This window comes from Morococcus cerebrosus (genome assembly GCF_022749515.1).
GTDB classification, from domain to species: domain Bacteria; phylum Pseudomonadota; class Gammaproteobacteria; order Burkholderiales; family Neisseriaceae; genus Neisseria; species Neisseria cerebrosa.
The window spans coordinates 2154573-2174731 of record NZ_CP094242.1; the positions used below are offsets into that span (position 1 = coordinate 2154573).

Below are 20159 nucleotides of genomic sequence, written 5' to 3' on the forward strand. Positions count from 1 at the left end.
AATTCTACCTAGTTTGCCGTGATACTCAAAGCATTATTTAAATTAAGGTAAATTTTCATGACGATTATCAAGGCTTAAGCGGGATTATCTTCGTCGAAATGACAGACTTCCAACTCAAAATGCTGTGCCACGGCTTCGCCCAGGGCGCGGATGCCGTAACGCTCCGTCGCATGGTGTCCCGCGCTGACAAACGCAACGCCTGTTTCATTGGCAAGGTGAAACTGCGCCTCCGAGATTTCTCCGGTCAGATAGGCATCAACGCCTTCGTCTATGGTCGTCTGAAAAAATCCCTGCGCACCGCCGGTACACCATGCGATGCGTTTGATTTCGCGCGACATATCGCCGACGGCTACGGGCTGCCGCCCCAACGCTGCAGCAATGTGTTGCAACCATTCAGCCAAAGTCTGCGGCGTTTTCAGACGACCTATATTCAACAGGTTCTGTTCGCCGAACCGCCTTTCGACTTCCCAACCCAACTTATCGGCAAGCTGCGCGTTGTTGCCCAACACTGGGTGTGCATCCAGCGGCAGGTGGTAGCCCGCCATATTGATTTGGTGTTGCAATAATGTTTCGATGCGCACTTTTTTCCAGCCCGTAATCGTTACCGGCTCGCTTTTCCAAAACATCCCGTGGTGCACCAAAAGCATATCCGCGCCCTGCTCTGCAGCAAAATCGACCGCCGCCTTGCTTGCCGTTACCGATGTCGCTATTTTGCCGACTTCCGCCCTGCCCTCGACCTGCAAACCGTTAGGCGCATAGTCTTTGAACATGCCGACCTGCAACACCTCGTCGCACCACGCCAAAATATCATTGCGTTTCGCCATATCATTCCTTTCAACACATAGCGGATTGAGTTTCACAGGACAAAGCGAAGCAACGCCATCCCTGTTTCAAATCAATTCACCGCATTCATACAAAATCGGACGCACATTCTAACCGCAAACCCTGACGCGTCCCAATCCCCACGCCGTTCAACACGCGCCCGCATTTACACCCCGGCATGAAATATTTTAATATTGCCCGTTTCAAGAGGTCGTCTGAAAGCGTAAAAACCAATGGATTCCATCATCGAACTGCGCCATCTCAAAACCCTGCTGGCACTCGAAGAAACCGGCAGCGTATCCCTTGCCGCCAAGCGCGTCTTCCTGACCCAATCCGCCCTTTCGCACCAAATCCGCGCGCTTGAAAACTATTACGACACCCCCCTGTTTGAGCGCAAATCCACGCCCTTGCGTTTTACACCCGCCGGCGAACGCCTGTTGAGGCTCGCACGCGAACTCCTCCCGCAAGTTTCCGCCGCCGAGCGCGACCTCGCCCGCATCATCGAAGGCGAAGCAGGCGAATTGCGGCTAGCTGTCGAATGCCACACCTGTTTCGACTGGCTCATGCCCGCGATGGGCGAATTCCGCCCCATGTGGCCGCAAGTCGAATTGGACATCGTTTCCGGCTTTCAGGCAGACCCCGTCGGACTCCTGCTGCAACATCGCGCCGATCTCGCCATCGTATCCGAAGCCGAAAAACAAAACGGCATCAGCTTCCGCCCCCTGTTTGCCTACGAAATGGTCGGCATCTGCGCCCAAGACCACCCGCTTGCCGCCAAAACCGTTTGGGAAGCAGAAGACTTCATCGGTGAAACCCTCATCACTTATCCCGTTCCCGACGAAATGCTCGACCTGCCCAAAAAAATATTGTTACCCAAAGGCATCAACCCACCGCGCCGCCGCAGCGAACTGACCATCGCCATTATCCAACTCGTCGCCAGCAAACGCGGCATCGCCGCCCTGCCCTACTGGACCGTCATGCCCTATCTCGAAAAAGGCTACGTCGTCCACCGCCAAATCACCACCAACGGCCTGCAAAGCGAACTCTATGCCGCCACACGCACCGAAGACGCCGACAAAAGCTATCTCGACAACTTCTGCCAAATCGTCCGCGAACGCAGCTTCGCCGACCTCCCCGGCTTGAGCGAACTGAAAATGCACGGGCACGATTAATGTTTTCTTGAAACACGGTGTTACAGTATCAAATCAATCTGGCTTCAATATCAAAAGGTCGTCTGAAAACCCAAATCTCAGGTTTTCAGACGACCTTTACCCGACAGACACATATTATAAAGCTATTTATAAAGCAGCCCCATGACCGTTAAACCGCATTAATCCCCACAAACACAGGCTAACCGTTTTCAGACGACCTTTATGTTAGAATAGGTCGTCTGAAACCTAGCAATCCGCAAGGAAACACTATGCAAACCTTAGACCCCGAGCTGCAACAGCGCGCGGCGCATATCAAGCTGCTGATATTGGATGTGGACGGCGTTTTGACCGACGGCCGCATCTTTATCCGCGACAACGGCGAAGAAATCAAATCGTTCCACACGCTGGACGGACACGGCTTGAAGATGCTTCAGGCAAGCGGCGTGCAGACTGCGGTTATCACAGGTCGGGACGCGCCCTCCGTCGGTATCCGCGTCAAACAGTTGGGCATAAATTACTACTTCAAAGGCATTTCGGACAAACGTGCCGCCTATGAAGAATTGCGTGCGAAAGCGGGCGTAGAAGAAGGCGAGTGCGCCTTTGTCGGCGACGATGTGGTCGATTTGCCGGTGATGGTGCGCTGCGGATTGCCGGTTGCCGTCCCCGACGCGCATTGGTTTGCGCTGCAACACGCCGCCTATATTACGAAACATGCGGGCGGCGCGGGCGCGGTGCGCGAAGTGTGCGACCTGATTATGCGCGCGAAAGGTACGCTGGGCGCGGCTTTGAACGAGTACAGCAAATGAAAGTAAGATGGCGGTACGGAATCGTATTCCCTTTGGTGCTGGCGGTCGCGCTCGGCGGATTGTCGGCATGGCTGGGGCGTATCAGCGAAATCGACATTGAAGAAGTCAAACTCAACCCCAACCAGCCGCAATATACGATGGACGGCATAGACGGGCGGCGGTTTGACGAACAAGGTCGTCTGAAAGAGCATCTGAGCGCAAGAGGAGCGAAACAATTTCCCGAAAGCAACGACGTCCATTTCGAGCTGCCGCACCTCGTCTTCTTCCAAGAAGGCAGCCGGCTTTACGACGTCGGCAGCGACGAGGCCGTGTACAACACCCAAACCAAACAACTCCTGTTCAAACACAACGTCGTCCTGACCAAAGCCGCCGATGCCAAGCGGCAGGCGGGCGTCGTCAAAACCGATCTCCTACACGTCGATACCGAATCGCAATACGCCCAAACCGACACGCCCGTTACCTTCCAATACGGCGAATCGAGCGGCAACGCCGAAGGTCTGACGTATGACCACAAAAAAGGTTTGTTGAACTTCCCATCCAGAGTGAAAGCCACGATTTATGATACAAAAAATATGTAAGGCATGTGTTTTAACCGCATTTTTCGCCACCGCCCCCGCCTACGCCCTGCAAAGCGACAGCAAGCAGCCGATACAGATTGAAGCCGACCAAGGCTCGCTCGACCAAAACAACCAAAGCACCACCTTCACCGGCAACGTCATCATCAAACAAGGCACGCTCAACATCCGCGCCGGCAGCGTCAACGTCTCCCGCAACGACAAAGGCGAACAGTTTATGAAAGCCAGCGGCTCGCCCGTCCGCTTCAGCCAGACGCTCGACGACAACAAAGGTACGGTTAACGGACAAGCAAACAACGTAACCTACTCCTCCGCCATCAACCTCGTTACCCTGACCGGCAACGCCAAAGTCCAACGCGGCGGCGACGTTGCCGAAGGCGCAGTCATCACCTACAACACCAAAACCGAAGTCTATACCATCAACGGCAGCTCGAAATCAGGCGCCAAATCCGCCGCCAAATCCGGCAGGGTCAGCGTCGTCATCCAACCGTCCAGCACCCAAAAAACCAAATAACCCGCATCTGACAACACCAAAGGTCGTCTGAAAACCAACATAGCAAGTTCCCCAAACACCTTTTCAGACGACCTCCGAACCAAGAGTCATTTATGAGCGAAAACACCAGCCACCTCGTCGTTCAAAACCTGCAAAAAAGTTTCAAAAAACGCCAAGTCGTCAAAAGCTTCTCCCTCGAAATCGAAAGCGGCGAAGTCATCGGCCTGCTCGGCCCCAATGGCGCAGGCAAAACCACCAGCTTCTACATGATCGTCGGACTCATCGCCGCCGACGCAGGCAGCGTTACCCTTGACGGACAAGAACTGCGCCACCTGCCCATACACGAACGCGCCCGCCTCGGCGTCGGCTACCTGCCCCAAGAGGCCTCGATTTTCCGCAAAATGACCGTCGAACAAAACATCCGCGCCATTTTAGAAATCAGCACCAAAGACAAAAGCCTCATCGACGGCGAAGTCGAAAAACTGCTTGCCGACCTCAACATCGGCCACCTGCGCCACAACCCTGCCCCCTCCCTGTCCGGCGGCGAACGCCGACGCGTCGAAATCGCCCGCGTACTCGCCATGCAGCCGCGCTTCATCCTCTTGGACGAACCCTTCGCCGGCGTTGACCCCATCGCCGTCATCGACATCCAAAAAATCATCGACTTCCTCAAATCGCGCGGCATCGGCGTACTCATTACCGACCACAACGTACGCGAAACCCTCAGCATCTGCGACAGAGCCTACATTATCAGCGACGGCACCGTCCTCGCCTCCGGCAAGCCGGATGATTTGGTCAACAACGAACAAGTCCGCTCCGTCTATCTCGGCGAAAACTTCAAATACTGATTTCAAATACTGACCATGACAAACCGCACAAGAAATTGTGCGGTTTTTTTAAAATGACGAAACCACCCAAAGTGAGTTGACGCATGCAGTGTAAAGTGTTGAAATACACATATCGAATAAAAAACAAAACGGCGTTCCCCAAAACGCCAAACACACCATAAAACCTTTTCAGACGACCTCTTTGCCATCGAACCAAACTCGAGGACAAATGCCGTCCGAAATATAAAAAACAATCAACATACATTGCACCATGACCTTACTCGGCCTCAAACTTAGGCAGACCCAACAACTCAACCAACGTCTGCAACAATCCCTGCGCATCCTGCAAATGTCCGGTATCGAACTCGAACGCGAGATCGAAGACTGGTTGCAGGACAATCCCCTGCTCGAACGTCCCGAAGCCGACGAATTTGCAGACGCAGAGTTCAATCACGGTACCACCATGCCGCGCAGCAACCACCTCGGCGGCGACGATGCCGAAGATGCGTGGCTCAACATCGCCAAAGAAGAAGATTTCAACCAATACCTGCACGCCCAAGTGTGCGAACACCCCCTTTCCGACAAAGAAGCCGCCTACGTCCACATCCTTATCGACTTCCTGGACGACCAAGGCTATTTCACCGACAGCATTCAAGACGTTATCGACAACACGCCCTTGGAATGGATGCTGGACGAAGACGAGCTGCAAAACGCCCTCGACCTTTTGCAGACCTTCGACCCGCCCGGCGTTGCCGCCGCCGACCTGACCGAATCCCTGATGCTCCAACTCATGCGCCTGCCCGCCAGCCCCGCGCGTCAGGCGGCCGCCCACCTCATCCAAAGTTCGCTGCACGATTTGGGCAAAAACCGCAAACAAAACATCATCCGCTTCCGCAAACTCTTTCCCGAAATCGACAGCGAAACCATAGAAGCCGCACTCGACATCATCGCCACGCTCAACCCCTACCCCGCCTACGGTTTCGCCTCCTCCGAACCGACCGCCTACATCCAGCCCGACGTTTGGGTCAAAGAAGGCAAAGACGGCTGGAAAGTCATCGGCAACGAAGCCGCCTGGCCCAAACTGCAACTCAACCGCGAATACTGCGAACTCATGAAATCCGCAGAAGACGGCGCACCCGAGTGGAAAGAAAAAATCAACGAAGCCAAGCAGCGCATCGACTCCCTCGAACTGCGCAAAAGCACCGTCATCCGCCTTGCCGAATACATCGTCAAAAATCAGGAAGACTTCTTCATCTTCGGCGAAATCGGACTCGCACCCATGCTCATGAAAGACGCCGCCGCCGAATTGGGGCTTGCCGAAAGCACCATTTCGCGCGCCGCCAACCAAAAATATTTGTCTTGCCCGCGCGGACTATTTGCGTTACGCTATTTCTTCACACAGGCAGTCAATTCCGAAGGCGACAAAGAAGGCCTGAGCCAAGGCGCGATTAAAGCCGTTTTGGGGCAGATTATCGAAAACGAAGACAGCAGCAAACCCCATTCCGACGAAACCCTTGTCCGCCTCCTCAAACAACAGGGCATAGACATCGCCCGCCGCACCGTCGCCAAATACAGGGAATCGCTCGACATCCCGCCGGCACACAAACGCAAACTTACCGAATGACAGTTTTAAACCGCAGTTTTCCCGTTCCGTTTCTGACGGACTGAACCCCACCGAAGGAGCTGTATTATGAATCTGAAAATCACCGGTCTGAATTTCGACGTTACCGAGGCCATCAAAAACTACGTTTCCGAAAAATTGGAACGCATCAACCGCCACGCAGCCAACGCCATTTCCGTTACCATTACCCTTTCCGTGGAAAAACTCAATCAACAGGCTGAAGCAGATATCCATCTGGCGGGCAAAGACCTCCACGTCGAGGCCGTTGAACAAGATATGTACGCCGCCATTGATGTTCTGATGGACAAGCTCGACCGTGCGGTGCTGAAACATAAAGAAAAAAGCGGTGATGTCCGCAACACGGTAAAACCTGCCGCAGAATAGTTCACAATCCTAAAGGTCGTCTGAAAACCTATTTTCAGACGACCTTTACATTAAATTTCCTTTTGCGGTACCAACCCGCACATCACCCCATTTCATCAACCCGCTTCTGAGTTTCTTACCCATAGTGGATTGAATTTAATAGAACACGGCAAAGCCGCCCCATTCCATTAAAACCCATCCACATATGACCCAAAATCCAACACATCCCACCTCAATGCCTTATCCCGCCACCCGCCCACTTGCATGAAAACGGAATGAAAGATAACATTCCCCTCCTTGCAGCTGGGATAAAATATATGTTGCAATCGCCGGGCAGTCGGGTAAAGGTGCAAAATGATTCTACACAGCGTCACCGCTTTAACATTCAGCACATTTTAAAACATTAGAAATTAAAACCGCCCGCTGCCGACCTATTCATTTACTTTCATTCAGGTAGTTTATTCATGGATCAAAATAACACTCCACACCCTAATGTACCCAACGACACTGCTGTCATGACCGTCAAGGATTGGATCATCACATTCCTGATACTCGCCATTCCTATCGTAGGCCTTGTCATGATATTTGTCTGGGCATTTGGGGACGGTAACAAAAACCGCAAACACTTCATGCAAGCTTATTTGTGGCTTATGCTGGTTTGTTTCATTATCATGATTCCACTAGTATTTTTTGTAATGACACGCTTTCCTGCCGCAGTAATGCAGCAACAAAATTTTGGGCAGCCTGCATATGAAGCACCAATGAACAACATGCCTTCTGAAAAATTTGATACCAACAGCCTCCCTGAGCAAGAACCATCTGCCGACGACATGTCGGAACAAGAAAACGAAGCTGCCTCAGAAGTTTCTGAAGAAGTTCCCGAAAACGCCGAAGCTGCCCAATAATCAGAATTTGCCCCGGCAAGTCAAAAGGTCGTCTGAAACAGATTTCAGACGACCTTTTAGCATGAATCAATACTGACTAATATAGTGGATTAAATTTAAATCAGGACAAGGCGACGAAGCCGCAGACAGTACAGATAGTACAGCAAGGCGAGGTAACGCCGTCCTAGTTTAAAGTTAATCCACTATAACTCACGATACACCCGCTTTTCAGACGACCCCTCACAAAGTCTCCGCTTGAAACCACGTTTTGCCGTTGGCGGTGCATTCGAGGATGCGCCAGTCGTAGGTTTGGCTGAGGCGTTCGGCGTCCATGATGTCGGCGGTTGCGCCTGCGGCGGTGATGCTGCCGTTTTTCATCAGCGTGATGTGGCCGGCGTAGTGGGCGGCAAGGTTGAGGTCGTGCAGCACCATGACGACGGTCATGCCTTGTTCGGGCAAGGTGGTGAGGTGCTGCATCAGGCTGTGTTGATAGCGGACGTCGAGATGGTTGGTCGGTTCGTCGAGGAAGAGGACTTCGGCATCCTGCAACAGCGCGCGGATGACGGCGGCGCGTTGCTGTTCGCCGCCGGAGAGGGTTTGGATGCGTTTGTGTCGCAAGTCGGCGAGGTCGAAATGCTCGAGCAGGGCTTGGGCGCGTCGGGTGTCTGCCTGTTTGGGTCGCCGATACCAAGCGAGTTTGGGGTATCGCCCGATGAGGACGTATTCGGACAGGGTCATGGGGAGGTTGAAGTGTTCGTGTTGACCGACCCAGGCGATTTTATGCTGTCTGAGCGCGTCCTTCATGGGTGCTCCACACCAGCTTGCTTGCGGATGGTAGAGGAACTGTTTGAGCAGGGTGGACTTGCCCGCGCCGTTGGGGCCGATGACCGCGCTGACGGCGCATTGGGGAAATTCGGCGCGATCCAAAGACAGGATGGTGCGTTTTCCGGCTTTGACGGTGCAGTTTTCGATGAGCAATGCCATGTCAGCTCCTTTGGTCTTTGACAATCAGCCACAGGAAAAACGGTCCACCCAAAATGGCGATGACGATGCCGACAGGCAGGTCGATGGGGTACACCACCCAGCGGGCAAACGTATCGGCGAGCAACATGAAAATCGAGCCGACGGCGGCGGACAGGATAATCAGGCGGGTGCGCGATCCGCCGACTGCCTGCGCCAATACGTTGGGTATCATCATGCCGACGAAACCGATAATACCGCCGAGCGAGACGGCGGCGCCGGTCATCAAAGCCGCGCCGATGATGGTTGCCACGCGGGTGGCGGCGACGCTGATGCCCATGGTGTGCGCCGTTTCGTCGCCCAAGAGCAGATAGTCGAGACGGCGTCCGACGGCGGTCAACACGACCAAACCCGCCAACATCACGCCGCCTGCGTAAGCAGGCGAAACAAAACCTGCTTCGGAGAAGCTGCCCGAGAGCCAAGTCATGGCGCTGCGCAATGCCATGTCGTCTGAAAGGAAGAGAATCAGACTGACCAATGCGCCGCACAAAGCGCTGACCACAAAACCCATGACCAACAGCCCCAGCTTGCCGCCGCCGACCAGACGGTGTCCGAGCAGAATGAGGATGCAGACGGCAAACGCGCCCGCAAATGCCGCCAGCGGTACGGCGATGTTCCAGCCCATCGCAATCGCCAACACCACGCCCATCGCTGCCCCGCCCGACGTACCAATCAAGCTCGGGTCGGCAAGCGGGTTTTCAAACAATGCCTGCAACGCCGCGCCGCTGGCGGAAAGTGCCGCACCGACCAGCAAAGCGACAAAAATACGCGGCAGGCGGATTTCCATCAACACGGGATCGGCGGCAAGCGGATTGCTCCACCCGCCCTCGCCCACTCCGGCGCAAAACCAGATCAGAAACAAAGATAAAACCGGCAACGCCGGAAGCCATTTTTTCATGTTGTGATTCTTTGAAGAGTATTTCAGCAGCGGCTGCGAAACGCCGACGGATTCGCTGTTGCCCGTTTTCAGACGACCTGTTCACAATAAACGAACGCAGAACGCGGCTGCCGTCATGTGTCCCCGTTCCGAAACAACGACGGCAAAAGAAGGTCGTCCGAAACCGACAAAAAACCGGATTGCCCATCTGACTTCATGCCATCACGCAACTTTCAGACGACCGCGCCTTATTTCCCTAAATCATGCAGCTTGCTGACGATGTCGGGCGTGTAGAGGCCGTAGCGCATATAGTCGTCCGCCTGCCAGAACAAGATGCGTTTGTTTTTCCCGGCGGGGCTGGAAGCGATTTCGGGGCGCGTCATGATTTTGTCGAGGCCGCCGAGGGCTTTTTCATTGTGTTTGGCGATGATGATGACGTCGGGTTTCGCATTGAGCCAGCCTTCACGCGAAAACGGTTTGAGTCCGTCCACCGAAGCCGCCGCGTTCGTCCCGCCGGCTAAGCGGATAAGCACGTCGCCGACAGTATTTTTACCCGCAACATAACGTCCGTCGTAGCTCAAGATGTAGCGTTTGCCGTTGGCAGGCTGCGCCTTGATGCTGCTTTTAAACTGCTGCGCCAAAGCCTGCGCCTGCTTTTCCTTGCCCAACAATTTGCCGATGCGGGCGAAACTTTGCTGGTATTGCTCCAGCGTTTCGTTTGAATTGACGTTTTCCGCTTTGACACCGGCGCGGCTGAGTTGGGCGTAAATACCGTCAGGTTTCGCCATCCAGCTTCCGATGACCAAATCAGGCTTTTTGGCGATGATGGGTTCGGCGGAGAAATTGCGGTAAAAGCCGATGGACGGCGTGTTTTTATAGGCGGGGTTGCGGTTGAACTCGTGGATGCCGACGACTTCTTTGTCTGCACCGAGTTTCGCGGCGATGTCGGCAACGTCGGGCGTCAGGATAACGACACGCTGCGCGGCGGCATGGGCGGCAAGCAGGGTCAGGACGGCGGCGAAGATGTGTTTTTTCATAATGTTTCCGTATGGTTTGCGGGGTTTGGAGGTCGTCTGAAAACCCAAAACAAGGTTTCAGACGAGGTGTTTGTTCAAAGAAAGATTACAGCCCGTACGTTTGGCGCACTTCGGCAATCAGCGCGCGCCACGCTTCGGATTCCGCCTCCGCATCGGCGGGTCTGCCAAACAGTTGCAGCACCAAATTGCGGCGGTCGTCATAGGCCTCGATGCTGTGGACAATGCCGTTGCTGCCCGGACGGCGGAAGAACCAAAGTTCGGCGAGCTTGGCATCGTCGAGAGTTTGGTATCGTCGAGGAAGATATCTAGAGATTTAATGATACGGATTATCATTTTATTTCAATTTATGGTCAACCTTCATCAAAAAGTAACGAAAAATCAAAGCAAATCGAGACAATGCCGCCTCGGTTTAATGTGAATCCGTCAAACCGCAAAATTTACGGCAAAACCGACTCCTCCACCCTTGCGCCGAGCATCGGCCTTTCGTCCAAACCCCTTATAAAAACAATACAATTCGGCTACAATAGCCCTTTGCATTTTTTTCAGACGACCTTGGATTCGGATTTCAAGTGCAACACTAGGGTACCAGTGGTTGGAACAGATTTAAGAATAAAACACTTGGCGTTTCGTAGCCAAGTGTTTTTCTCGGCCGGTGGTTCAACTCATCTTGAACCCTGCGTATCTCCCGATCGCTGATGTTTCGGAAATCGGTTTGTTTGGGGAAATATTGCCGGATGAGTCCATTGGTGTTCTCATTCAGCCCTTTCTCCCAAGAATGGTAAGGGCGGCAAAAATAGGTTTTCGCCTTCAATGCTTTGGCTATTTTGGTGTGTTGGTAGAACTCTTTGCCGTTATCCATGGTGATGGTGTGGACTCTGGCTTTATATGCCTTTAATACCCTAATGGCCGCCCGGGCAGTGTCTTCGGCTTTTAAGTTCTTTAATTTGCAGATGATGGTGTAGCGGGTAACGCGTTCGACCAAGGTCAATAACGCGCTTTTCTGATTTTTGCCGACGATGGTGTCGGCCTCCCAATCGCCGATGCGGGTTTTCTGGTCGACGATAGCAGGTCGGTTCTCTATGCCGACGCGGTTGGGCACTTTGCCTCTGGTCCATGTGCTGCCGTAGCGTTTGCGGTAGGGTTTGCTGCATATTCTGAGATGTTGCCACAAAGTGCCGCCGTTGCTTTTGTCTTGGCGAAGGTAGCGGTAAACGGTGCTGTGATGGAGTGTGATCCCGTGGTGTTTATGCAGGTAGGCACATACTTGTTCGGGACTGAGTTTGCGGCGGATAAGGGTGTCGATGTGTTGAACCAGCTGCGAATCGAGCTTATAGGGTTTTCGCCGGTGCTGTTTGGTCAGCCGGCTTTGCTTCTGTGCTTTTTCGGCGCTGTATTGCTGCCCTTGGATGCAGTGCCGCTTGATTTCGCGGCTGATGGTGCTTTTGTGGCGGTTGAGCTGTTTGGCGATTTCGGCGATGGTGCAGTGGCGGGACAGGTATTGGATATGGTATCGTTCGTCTTGGGTCAGTTGTGTGTAGCTCATGGCAATCTTTCTTGCAGGAAAGGCCGTATGCTACTGAACTGCACCCCAAAAGTTGGACATCCCCCCTCCAACTCACAAGGTGCAGTTTTTTTATGAGCAAATATACATTACACTTTAAATACCAAGCCGTACTCCACTACCTGCATATACGCAGCCAACAGCGTACCGCAGACCACTACGGCATCTCCCGAACCCACCTGCGACGATGGATACGCGCCTATCAAGAAGGCGGCATCGGCGCACTCGAACATCCCCAATCCAAAACCATGCCCCAACACCGCAAAAACCCCTTCATCGCCGACAAACCCGACCACGAAAAAACACAGGCGGAGCTTATCGAAGAGTTGTGCTATATGCGCGCAGAGGTCGCCTACCTAAAGGAGTTAAAAGCCCTCAGCCAAAAGCGGACCGAAAAGGACAAAGCCAAACCGTCCAAACACTGAGGGCGCAACACCCGCTCAAATACCTGCTGCACATCGCAAACCTGCCCAAAAGCAGCTTTTACTACCATCACCAAGATCGACCCGATCCCGACGAGGCCGACAAAGCCCTCCTTGTCGAAACCTACAAACGGCATAAAGGACGCTACGGACAAAGGCGCATTGCCGCAGCATTGGATTGGAACCGCAAAAAAGCAGCGCGGTTGATGAAGCAGTTGGAACTGAAAGCCCTCATACGGGCAAAAAAAGCCTACCGCCATCCCGCCATGGGCGAGATATCGGAACACCTCCTCAAACGCCTATTCACAGCCGAAAAGCCCAACGAGAAATGGCTGACCGACGTGACCGAACTCAAAGGAAAGGACGGCAAACTGTACCTCTCGCCAATCTTGGACCTGTTCAACCGAGAAATCGTCGCCTACGCCATGAGCCGCAATGCTAACAGCGAAATGGTGAAGGAAATGCTCGAAAAAGCCGCACCCCGGCTGACCGGCGAAGGAACGATGCTTCATTCGGACCAAGGCGTGCTGTACCGTACGGCGGGATATAGGGAATTGCTTGCGGAGCATTCCATGGTTCAAAGCATGTCGCGAAAGGCGAACTGCTGGGACAATGCGCCGATGGAAAGCTTCTTTGCGGTGTTGAAGACGGAGTGTTTCTATAACGCAGGAGAATTGACGGTGGACGAATTGATGAAGCAGATAGATGACTATATGGATTACTACAACCGGGAGCGTTGCAGTCTGAAATTGAAAAAGCTGAGTCCTGTCGCATACAGAACCCAGCTTGCACAGAGCGCCTGAAAAGGCTTTTATGAGTGTCCAAGATTTGGGGGCCAGTTCATACCGCATACTGGCCTTTTTCTGTTATGGAAAGTTGCACTTCAAATGCGAATCCGCCGACCTTGTTTGCAAAACGTCGTCTGAAACCGAAATACCGAAACCATAGAGAATCACAACATGACCGATTACAGCAAAACCGTAAACCTGCTCGAAAGCCCGTTTCCGATGCGCGGCAACCTTGCCAAGCGCGAGCCTGCGTGGCTGAAAAGCTGGTACGAGCACAAACGCTATCAAAAACTGCGCGAAATCGCCAAAGGCCGTCCGAAATTCATCCTGCACGACGGCCCGCCGTATGCCAACGGCGACATCCACATCGGTCATGCCGTCAACAAAATCCTCAAAGACATCATTATCCGCAGCAAAACCCAAGCCGGTTTCGACGCGCCTTATGTGCCGGGCTGGGACTGCCACGGTCTGCCCATCGAAGTGATGGTGGAAAAGCTGCACGGCAAAGACATGCCCAAAGCGCGTTTCCGCGAATTGTGCCGCGAATATGCCGCCGAACAGGTTGCCCGCCAGAAAAAAGACTTCATCCGTCTGGGCGTGTTGGGCGACTGGGACAACCCCTACCTGACCATGGATTTCAAAACTGAGGCGGATACCGTGCGTATGCTCGGCGAAATCTACAAATCGGGCTATCTCTACCGCGGCGCAAAACCGGTTCAATTCTGCTTGGACTGCGGCTCTTCGCTGGCGGAAGCGGAAGTGGAATACAAAGACAAAGTATCGCCTGCGATTGATGTCGGCTATCCGTTTAAAGACACCGCCGCGCTTGCCGCCGCATTCGGTTTGTCCGGCATCGAAGGCAAAGCGTTTGCCGTCATCTGGACGACCACGCCTTGGACGCTGCCCGCAAGCCAAGCCGTATCTGCGGGGGCGGACGTGGTTTACCAACTGATTGATACGCCCAAAGGCAAATTGGTATTGGCGAAAGATTTGGCGGAAGACACGCTCAAACGCTACGGTTTTACTTCAGACGACCTGAAAGTATTGGCAGAAACCACCGGCGACAAGCTGGAAAACCTGCACATGAATCATCCGTTCCTCGAACGCGATATTCCCATGCTCAACGGCGAACACGTTACCACCGACGCTGGTACGGGCTTGGTGCACACCGCCCCCGCACACGGTTTGGAAGACTATGCCGTCTGCAATAAATACGGTATCGAGCTTTACAACCCCGTCAACGCCGAAGGCAAATACATCAGCGAAACGCCGCGCGTCGCAGGCATGAGCGTTTGGGAAGCGAATCCCGTCATCCTGCAATGGCTGGAAGAAACCGGCAACCTCTTGGCCAGCAGCAAAATCGAACACAGCTACGCCCACTGCTGGCGCCACAAAACCCCGCTGATTTACCGCGCGACGGGTCAGTGGTTTATCGGCATGGACAAAGCCGGAAGCGACGGCAAAACCCTGCGCGACAAAGCCATCAAAGCCGTGGACGACACCGAATTCTTCCCGTCTTGGGGTCGCGCACGCCTCGAAGCCATGATCGAAGGCCGCCCCGACTGGGTCGTTTCGCGCCAACGCTATTGGGGCACGCCGATGACCTTCTTCGTTCACAAAGAAACGGGCGAGCTGCATCCGAACTCCGCCGAACTTTTGGAAAAAATCGCCCTGAAAATCGAAGAAAAAGGCATTGAAGCATGGTTCTCCCTCGATAAAAGCGAATTGTTGAGCGCGGAAGATTGCGAAAACTACGACAAACTTTCCGACACGATGGACGTATGGTTCGACTCCGGTTCGACCCATTATTCCGTCTTGAAACAGCGCGAAGAATTGGACTGGCCCGCCGACCTCTACCTCGAAGGCAGCGACCAACACCGCGGCTGGTTCCAATCCTCCATGCTGACCGGCTGCGCCTCTTCAATGGGCCGTGCCCCGTACAAACAGCTTCTGACCCACGGTTTCGTGGTTGACCAAAACGGCCGCAAAATGTCGAAATCCATCGGCAACGTCGTCGCGCCGCAAGAAGTCTATAACGAATTCGGCGCGGACATCCTGCGCCTGTGGGCGGCATCCACCGATTACAGCGGCGAATTGGCAATTTCCAAAGAAATCCTCAAACGCGTAACCGAAAGCTACCGCCGCATCCGCAACACCTTGAGCTTCCTGTTTGCCAACCTCAGCGATTTCGACCCGTTCGAACACACCGTACCGCAGGCAGACATGGTCGAAATCGACCGCTACGCCTTAGTATTGGCGCGTCAGCTGCAAGAGCGTCTGGCAGGCGACTTCTATCCGCGCTATGCCTTCCACTTCGCCGTGAAAGACATCGTCGCCTTCTGCTCGGAAGACTTGGGCGCGTTCTACCTCGACATCCTGAAAGACCGCCTCTACACCACCAAAGCCGACAGCCACGCCCGCCGCAGCGCGCAAACCGCCCTGTATCACATCACGCGCAGCCTAGTTCTCTTGATTGCACCGATTTTGTGTTTCACCGGCGAAGAAGCGTGGGACATCATCGGCGGCGGCGAAGAAGACAGCGTCCTCTTCCACACTTGGCACGAGTTCCCACCCATCAACGAGAAAGCCGAAGCCGAACTGGTGAAAAAATGGACGGCAGTCCGCGAAGCCCGCGAAGCCGTAACCGCCGCCATCGAGCCTTTGCGCGCCGACAAAACCGTCGGTTCGTCCTTGCAGGCAGAAGCCGAAATCACCGCGCCGGAAGCCACCGCCGACTACCTGAACGCCTTGGGCGAAGAATTGCGCTTTGCCCTCTTGGTGTCCAAAGTCGAAGTCAAAACCGGCAGCGAACTTGCCGTTACCGCCAAAGCCAGCGACGGCGAAAAATGCGAACGCTGCTGGCACTACACCCACGATATCGGCTCAGTCGCAGGCCATGAAACCATCTGCAAACGCTGCGCCGAGAATGTCGACGGCAAAGGCGAAGAGCGGCATTACGCTTAAGTGCTGCCGACATTTGATTTTCGAAGTGGATTTTTGTTTGAAAAGCGGCAAAATCAAGCTGGAAACCGCAGCAAGATTGGATACCTTGCGAGAATTTCCAACGCGGAAGATGCCACTTTAAGAACAAAAAGATACAGAAATTATTGAATATCGACAGACTCTCAGGTCGTCTGAAAAAAGGTCGTCTGAAAACCAAGATACAAGTTTTCAGACGACCTTTGCTATGGCGAAACGGCTTTACGCTTCAACCGGTTTGCCGCGCAGGGAGAAGGTGTAGGCTTCGGTGATTTCCAAATCGATCATTTGGTTGATCATATCGGGCGTGCCGGTGAAGTTGACCACGCGGTTGTTGGCGGTACGGGCTTGAAGCTGGTCGGGGTCTTTTTTGGAGATGCCTTCGACCAGACAGCGTTGTACGGTACCTATCATGGTTTGGTTGATGCGGGCGGTTTCGGCTTCGATGACTTCGTTCAGGGCTTCGAGGCGGCGCACTTTTTCGGCGTGCGGGGTGTCGTCCGGCAGGTTGGCGGCAGGTGTGCCGGGGCGCGGGCTGTAAATGAAGACGAAGCTCAAATCGAAGGCAATGTCTTTCACCAGCTTCAGGGTTTGCTCGAACTCGCGCTCGGTTTCGCCGGGGAAGCCGACGATGAAGTCGCTGCTCAGGCACAAGTCGGGGCGGATGGCGCGCAGTTTGCGGATGATGGATTTGTATTCCAAGGCGGTGTAGCCGCGTTTCATCGCGCTCAATACGCGGTCGGAACCGCTTTGAATCGGCAGGTGCAGGTGCGACACCAGCTTGGGCAGGTCGCGGTAGCACTCGATAATCGAGTCGGTAAACTCGCGCGGGTGGCTGGTGGTAAAGCGCATACGCTCGATGCCGGGGATTTCGTGGACGATGCGCAGCAGGGTGGCGAAGTCGCAGATTTCGCCGTCTTCCATTTCGCCGCGATAGGCGTTGACGTTTTGTCCTAACAGGTTGATTTCTTTAACGCCTTGCTGGGCGAGGTTGGCGATTTCGGTCAAAACGTCGTTCAGCGGGCGGGAGAACTCTTCGCCGCGGGTGTAGGGGACGACGCAGAACGAGCAGTATTTGGAACAGCCTTCCATGATGGATACGAATGCTGCGCCGCCTTCGACGCGGGCGGGCGGCAGGTGGTCGAATTTTTCGATTTCGGGGAAGGAAATATCGACTTGCGACAGGCCGCTGGTTTCTTTATCCACAATCATTTTGGGCAGGCGGTGCAGCGTTTGCGGGCCGAAGACGACGTCCACATAAGGCGCGCGTTTGATGATGTTTTCGCCTTCTTGGGAGGCGACGCAGCCGGCAACGCCGATGATGAGGTCGGGATTTTTTTCTTTGAGCGGGCGCACTCGGCCTAAGTCGGAGAACACTTTTTCCTGCGCTTTTTCGCGCACGGAGCAGGTGTTGAAGAGGATGATGTCGGCTTCGTCAGCTTCGGTCACTTGTTCGATGCCGCCGTTTTCCTCGGCGAGTACGGCGAGCATTTTTTCACTGTCGTATTCGTTCATTTGGCAGCCGAAGGTGCGGATAAATACTTTTTTCATGGTTTGTGTCTTTCTCAGGTAGCCCGTAATTGCGGGGCTGATTGTTATGGAAATCTTGATTTCAGACGACCTTGGGGAAGGCTTGGCGGGTCGTCTGAAACACTGATTCGTCAGGGCGCAAAAATGCGCGGTTGCGCTGCTGCGGCTGCAACAGCCAACCACGCGGTGTGTGCTTGGGTCGTCTGAAACGGGCAGGCGGCGGCTTATTGCGCGTCTTGCTTAATCTCGTCGCGGACTTCTTTTTGCGCGGTAAAACGGGAGGCTTCGTCGTCGGTCAAAACCCATACTTCGCGCACGAGGGCGTTGGTGTCGTTGTGTTTGAAGGCGATGGTTTTGCCGGTTTTTCCCGCCAGCCGCCCCATCGGGATGAAGCGGTCGTTTTCGTCGTGGATTTTGGTGAAACGGGTAATCTGCAGCTTGGCGGAATTGCCGTCGGCAAGGCCCAGCGTCAAGAGGCGCGTCCATGAGAAGCCGCCACGGCTCACTTTCAGATAAGGCAGTTCGACCTGTTTCAAAACCGCCGCGTCCATATCGCTCGGCAGCTTGCGCTGGGCGGCGTAGGAGACGGTGGAAACCAAAAGGGTAAGCATTAAAATGAATCCGCGTAACATGATGTTTTCTTTATGGTATAAATGGGTGCGGATTATAGCACAAACGCTTCAAATATGAACAGAGTGATTGTTTTTACAGAACAATTTTCATTTTCAGATACGGCGTTGCGCCGTGGCGGTTTGGGCTTTTGGGGTCGTCTGAAACGGCTGGCGCGGGCAATCTGATGATAAAATACCGCTTATTTTTCAGACGACCTCAGAAAGAACCCGCTATGAACCGTAACGAAATCCTGTTTGACCGTGCCAAAGCCATCATCCCCGGCGGCGTGAATTCTCCCGTCCGCGCATTCGGCAGCGTCGGCGGCGTGCCGCGCTTCATCAAAAAAGCCGAAGGCGCGTATGTTTGGGACGAAAACGGCACGCGCTACACCGATTACGTCGGTTCGTGGGGGCCTGCGATTGTCGGACACGCGCACCCCGAAGTCATCGAAGCCGTGCGCGAAGCCGCGTTGGGCGGTTTGTCATTCGGCGCGCCCACCGAAGGCGAAATCGTCATCGCCGAAGAAATCGCCAAAATCATGCCGTCCGTCGAACGGCTGCGCCTCGTCAGCTCCGGCACCGAAGCGACCATGACCGCCATCCGCCTCGCACGCGGCTTTACCGGACGCGACAAAATCATCAAGTTCGAAGGCTGCTACCACGGCCATTCCGACAGCCTGCTCGTCAAAGCCGGCAGCGGCCTGCTCACCTTCGGCAACCCGTCTTCCGCAGGCGTTCCCGCCGATTTTACGAAACACACCTTAGTCCTCGAATACAACAACACCACCCAACTCGAAGAAGCGTTCGCCCGCAACGGCGACGAAATCGCCTGCGTCATCCTCGAACCCTTCGTCGGCAATATGAACCTGGTCCGCCCGACCGAAGCCTTCGTCAAAGCCCTGCGCGAATTGACCGAAAAACACGGCGCGGTGTTGATTTACGACGAAGTGATGACCGGCTTCCGCGTCGCGCTCGGCGGCGCGCAGTCGCTGCACGGCATCACGCCCGACCTGACCACGATGGGCAAAGTCATCGGCGGCGGTATGCCGCTTGCCGCGTTCGGCGGACGCAAAGACATCATGGAATGCATTTCCCCGCTGGGCGGCGTGTATCAGGCAGGCACCTTGTCGGGCAACCCGATTGCCGTCGCCGCAGGCTTGAAAACGCTCGAAATCATCCAGCGCGAAGGCTTCTACGAAAATCTGACCGCCTTGACCCGCCGCCTCGCCGACGGGCTTGCCGCCGCCGCCAAAGCGCACGGCATCGAGTTCACCGCCGACAGCGTGGGCGGTATGTTCGGCCTGTATTTCGCCGCCCATGCCCCGCAAAACTACGGCGACATGGCGCGTTCCAATATTGACGCCTTCAAACGCTTCTTCCACGGCATGCTCGACCGCAACACCGCCTTCGGCCCGTCCGCCTACGAAGCAGGCTTCGTCTCCGCCGCGCACACGCCCGAGCTGATTGACGAAACCATCGCCACCGCGCATCAAGTGTTCGCGGAAATGGCGAAATAAGGCGAAGCGCATCCGCAGAAGCAGGTGTGATTTATAGTGGATTAACTTTAAATCAGGACAAGGCGACGAAGCCGCAGACAGTACAGACAGTACGGAACCGATTCACTTGGTGCTTCAGCACCTTAGAGAATCGTTCTCTTTGAGCTAAGGCGAGGCAACGCCGTACTGGTTTAAAGTTAATCCACTATACATAGCAAAGGTCGTCTGAAAACCTAGATTTAGGTTTTCAGACGACCTTTTAAATTTGAAGCGATACCCGAAAATACCTTATCGCC

The 20159-nt window shown here is 54.4% G+C and carries 20 protein-coding genes; 12 read left to right on the forward strand and 8 right to left on the reverse strand.

Annotated features, from left to right (window positions below):
- Positions 1-74: 74 nt before the first annotated feature.
- The gene (locus tag MON37_RS10090) at positions 75-824 is read right to left on the reverse strand and encodes a Nif3-like dinuclear metal center hexameric protein (protein WP_009310941.1); all 750 of its coding nucleotides are present in this window, start codon (positions 822-824) and stop codon (positions 75-77) included.
- Between the two features lie 231 nt (positions 825-1055).
- On the opposite strand from MON37_RS10090, the gene MON37_RS10095 reads away from it, so the two are divergent.
- From MON37_RS10095 to MON37_RS10130, 8 genes are all read left to right on the forward strand, one after another.
- Positions 1056-1994, forward strand: coding sequence for a LysR family transcriptional regulator (locus tag MON37_RS10095; RefSeq protein ID WP_039408327.1), 939 nt, complete (start codon positions 1056-1058; stop codon positions 1992-1994).
- A 248-nt stretch (positions 1995-2242) separates the two neighbouring features.
- Positions 2243-2779: a KdsC family phosphatase gene (locus MON37_RS10100; RefSeq protein WP_039408324.1), complete on the forward strand. Its 537-nt coding sequence runs from the start codon at positions 2243-2245 to the stop codon at positions 2777-2779.
- Positions 2776-3357, forward strand: coding sequence for an LPS export ABC transporter periplasmic protein LptC (gene lptC / locus MON37_RS10105; RefSeq protein ID WP_039408321.1), 582 nt, complete (start codon positions 2776-2778; stop codon positions 3355-3357). Before MON37_RS10100 ends, lptC begins: the two co-directional genes overlap by 4 nt.
- The gene (gene lptA, locus MON37_RS10110) at positions 3338-3868 is read left to right on the forward strand and encodes a lipopolysaccharide transport periplasmic protein LptA (RefSeq protein ID WP_003766057.1); all 531 of its coding nucleotides are present in this window, start codon (positions 3338-3340) and stop codon (positions 3866-3868) included. Before lptC ends, lptA begins: the two co-directional genes overlap by 20 nt.
- Positions 3869-3960: 92 nt before the next feature.
- Entirely contained in the window at positions 3961-4695 is a 735-nt protein-coding gene (gene lptB, locus MON37_RS10115) for an LPS export ABC transporter ATP-binding protein (protein WP_039408319.1), read from the forward strand.
- A gap of 250 nt (positions 4696-4945) precedes the next feature.
- Entirely contained in the window at positions 4946-6298 is a 1353-nt protein-coding gene (rpoN, locus tag MON37_RS10120) for an RNA polymerase factor sigma-54 (protein ID WP_039408316.1), read from the forward strand.
- A 66-nt stretch (positions 6299-6364) separates the two neighbouring features.
- Positions 6365-6679, forward strand: coding sequence for a ribosome hibernation-promoting factor, HPF/YfiA family (hpf, locus tag MON37_RS10125; protein WP_003757098.1), 315 nt, complete (start codon positions 6365-6367; stop codon positions 6677-6679).
- A 443-nt stretch (positions 6680-7122) separates the two neighbouring features.
- On the forward strand, positions 7123-7563 hold the full coding sequence (locus MON37_RS10130) for a hypothetical protein (RefSeq protein ID WP_039408313.1): 441 nt from the start codon (positions 7123-7125) through the stop codon (positions 7561-7563).
- 219 nt (positions 7564-7782) lie between these two features.
- Here MON37_RS10130 and MON37_RS10135 read toward each other — a convergent pair whose 3' ends face one another.
- From MON37_RS10135 to MON37_RS10155, 5 genes are all read right to left on the reverse strand, one after another.
- Positions 7783-8526, reverse strand: coding sequence for an ABC transporter ATP-binding protein (locus MON37_RS10135; RefSeq protein ID WP_039408310.1), 744 nt, complete (start codon positions 8524-8526; stop codon positions 7783-7785).
- 1 nt (position 8527) lies between these two features.
- Positions 8528-9460: a FecCD family ABC transporter permease gene (locus tag MON37_RS10140; protein WP_039408307.1), complete on the reverse strand. Its 933-nt coding sequence runs from the start codon at positions 9458-9460 to the stop codon at positions 8528-8530.
- Positions 9461-9687: 227 nt separating this feature from the next.
- Entirely contained in the window at positions 9688-10476 is a 789-nt protein-coding gene (locus tag MON37_RS10145; RefSeq protein WP_039408305.1) for a heme/hemin ABC transporter substrate-binding protein, read from the reverse strand.
- A gap of 85 nt (positions 10477-10561) precedes the next feature.
- The gene (locus MON37_RS12350) at positions 10562-10789 is read right to left on the reverse strand and encodes a hemin transporter (RefSeq protein ID WP_308019708.1); all 228 of its coding nucleotides are present in this window, start codon (positions 10787-10789) and stop codon (positions 10562-10564) included.
- Positions 10790-11053: 264 nt separating this feature from the next.
- Complete coding sequence (locus MON37_RS10155) at positions 11054-12019, reverse strand: IS30 family transposase (RefSeq protein WP_242883531.1); 966 nt, start codon at positions 12017-12019, stop codon at positions 11054-11056.
- 92 nt (positions 12020-12111) lie between these two features.
- On the opposite strand from MON37_RS10155, the gene MON37_RS10160 reads away from it, so the two are divergent.
- The 3 genes from MON37_RS10160 (at position 12112) to ileS (ending at position 16211) form a co-directional block, all read left to right on the forward strand.
- Positions 12112-12462, forward strand: a complete 351-nt coding sequence (locus MON37_RS10160; RefSeq protein ID WP_242883573.1) for a helix-turn-helix domain-containing protein — start codon at positions 12112-12114, stop codon at positions 12460-12462.
- A complete protein-coding gene (locus MON37_RS10165; protein ID WP_242883576.1) occupies positions 12366-13262 on the forward strand; it encodes an IS3 family transposase in 897 nt (298 codons plus the stop codon). The genes MON37_RS10160 and MON37_RS10165 overlap by 97 nt, the downstream gene beginning before the upstream one ends.
- Before the next feature lie 156 nt (positions 13263-13418).
- Positions 13419-16211 carry an isoleucine--tRNA ligase gene (ileS, locus tag MON37_RS10170; RefSeq protein ID WP_039408365.1) on the forward strand — a complete coding sequence of 931 codons (2793 nt, stop codon included), beginning with the start codon at positions 13419-13421 and terminating at the stop codon, positions 16209-16211.
- Positions 16212-16448: 237 nt separating this feature from the next.
- Here ileS and miaB read toward each other — a convergent pair whose 3' ends face one another.
- Together miaB and MON37_RS10180 are read right to left on the reverse strand one after the other, a co-directional pair.
- Positions 16449-17777: a tRNA (N6-isopentenyl adenosine(37)-C2)-methylthiotransferase MiaB gene (miaB, locus tag MON37_RS10175; RefSeq protein ID WP_003743791.1), complete on the reverse strand. Its 1329-nt coding sequence runs from the start codon at positions 17775-17777 to the stop codon at positions 16449-16451.
- Positions 17778-17980: 203 nt separating this feature from the next.
- On the reverse strand, positions 17981-18388 hold the full coding sequence (locus MON37_RS10180; RefSeq protein WP_003758897.1) for a hypothetical protein: 408 nt from the start codon (positions 18386-18388) through the stop codon (positions 17981-17983).
- Positions 18389-18600: 212 nt separating this feature from the next.
- Here MON37_RS10180 and hemL point away from each other — a divergent pair, with 212 nt between their 5' ends.
- Complete coding sequence (gene hemL / locus MON37_RS10185) at positions 18601-19884, forward strand: glutamate-1-semialdehyde 2,1-aminomutase (RefSeq protein WP_039408367.1); 1284 nt, start codon at positions 18601-18603, stop codon at positions 19882-19884.
- The last annotated feature ends 275 nt before the right edge of the window (positions 19885-20159 follow it).

Excerpts from the sequence above, each read along its gene's own strand:
- MON37_RS10090 (WP_009310941.1), bottom strand. The coding sequence starts at position 824 with ATGGCGAAACGCAATGATATTTTGGCGTGGTGCGACGAGGTGTTGCAG.
- MON37_RS10095 (WP_039408327.1), top strand. The coding sequence starts at position 1,056 with ATGGATTCCATCATCGAACTGCGCCATCTCAAAACCCTGCTGGCACTC.
- MON37_RS10100 (WP_039408324.1), top strand. The coding sequence starts at position 2,243 with ATGCAAACCTTAGACCCCGAGCTGCAACAGCGCGCGGCGCATATCAAG.
- lptC (WP_039408321.1), top strand. The coding sequence starts at position 2,776 with ATGAAAGTAAGATGGCGGTACGGAATCGTATTCCCTTTGGTGCTGGCG.
- lptA (WP_003766057.1), top strand. The coding sequence starts at position 3,338 with ATGATACAAAAAATATGTAAGGCATGTGTTTTAACCGCATTTTTCGCC.
- lptB (WP_039408319.1), top strand. The coding sequence starts at position 3,961 with ATGAGCGAAAACACCAGCCACCTCGTCGTTCAAAACCTGCAAAAAAGT.
- rpoN (WP_039408316.1), top strand. The coding sequence starts at position 4,946 with ATGACCTTACTCGGCCTCAAACTTAGGCAGACCCAACAACTCAACCAA.
- hpf (WP_003757098.1), top strand. The coding sequence starts at position 6,365 with ATGAATCTGAAAATCACCGGTCTGAATTTCGACGTTACCGAGGCCATC.
- MON37_RS10130 (WP_039408313.1), top strand. The coding sequence starts at position 7,123 with ATGGATCAAAATAACACTCCACACCCTAATGTACCCAACGACACTGCT.
- MON37_RS10135 (WP_039408310.1), bottom strand. The coding sequence starts at position 8,526 with ATGGCATTGCTCATCGAAAACTGCACCGTCAAAGCCGGAAAACGCACC.
- MON37_RS10140 (WP_039408307.1), bottom strand. The coding sequence starts at position 9,460 with ATGAAAAAATGGCTTCCGGCGTTGCCGGTTTTATCTTTGTTTCTGATC.
- MON37_RS10145 (WP_039408305.1), bottom strand. The coding sequence starts at position 10,476 with ATGAAAAAACACATCTTCGCCGCCGTCCTGACCCTGCTTGCCGCCCAT.
- MON37_RS10155 (WP_242883531.1), bottom strand. The coding sequence starts at position 12,019 with ATGAGCTACACACAACTGACCCAAGACGAACGATACCATATCCAATAC.
- MON37_RS10160 (WP_242883573.1), top strand. The coding sequence starts at position 12,112 with ATGAGCAAATATACATTACACTTTAAATACCAAGCCGTACTCCACTAC.
- ileS (WP_039408365.1), top strand. The coding sequence starts at position 13,419 with ATGACCGATTACAGCAAAACCGTAAACCTGCTCGAAAGCCCGTTTCCG.
- miaB (WP_003743791.1), bottom strand. The coding sequence starts at position 17,777 with ATGAAAAAAGTATTTATCCGCACCTTCGGCTGCCAAATGAACGAATAC.
- MON37_RS10180 (WP_003758897.1), bottom strand. The coding sequence starts at position 18,388 with ATGTTACGCGGATTCATTTTAATGCTTACCCTTTTGGTTTCCACCGTC.
- hemL (WP_039408367.1), top strand. The coding sequence starts at position 18,601 with ATGAACCGTAACGAAATCCTGTTTGACCGTGCCAAAGCCATCATCCCC.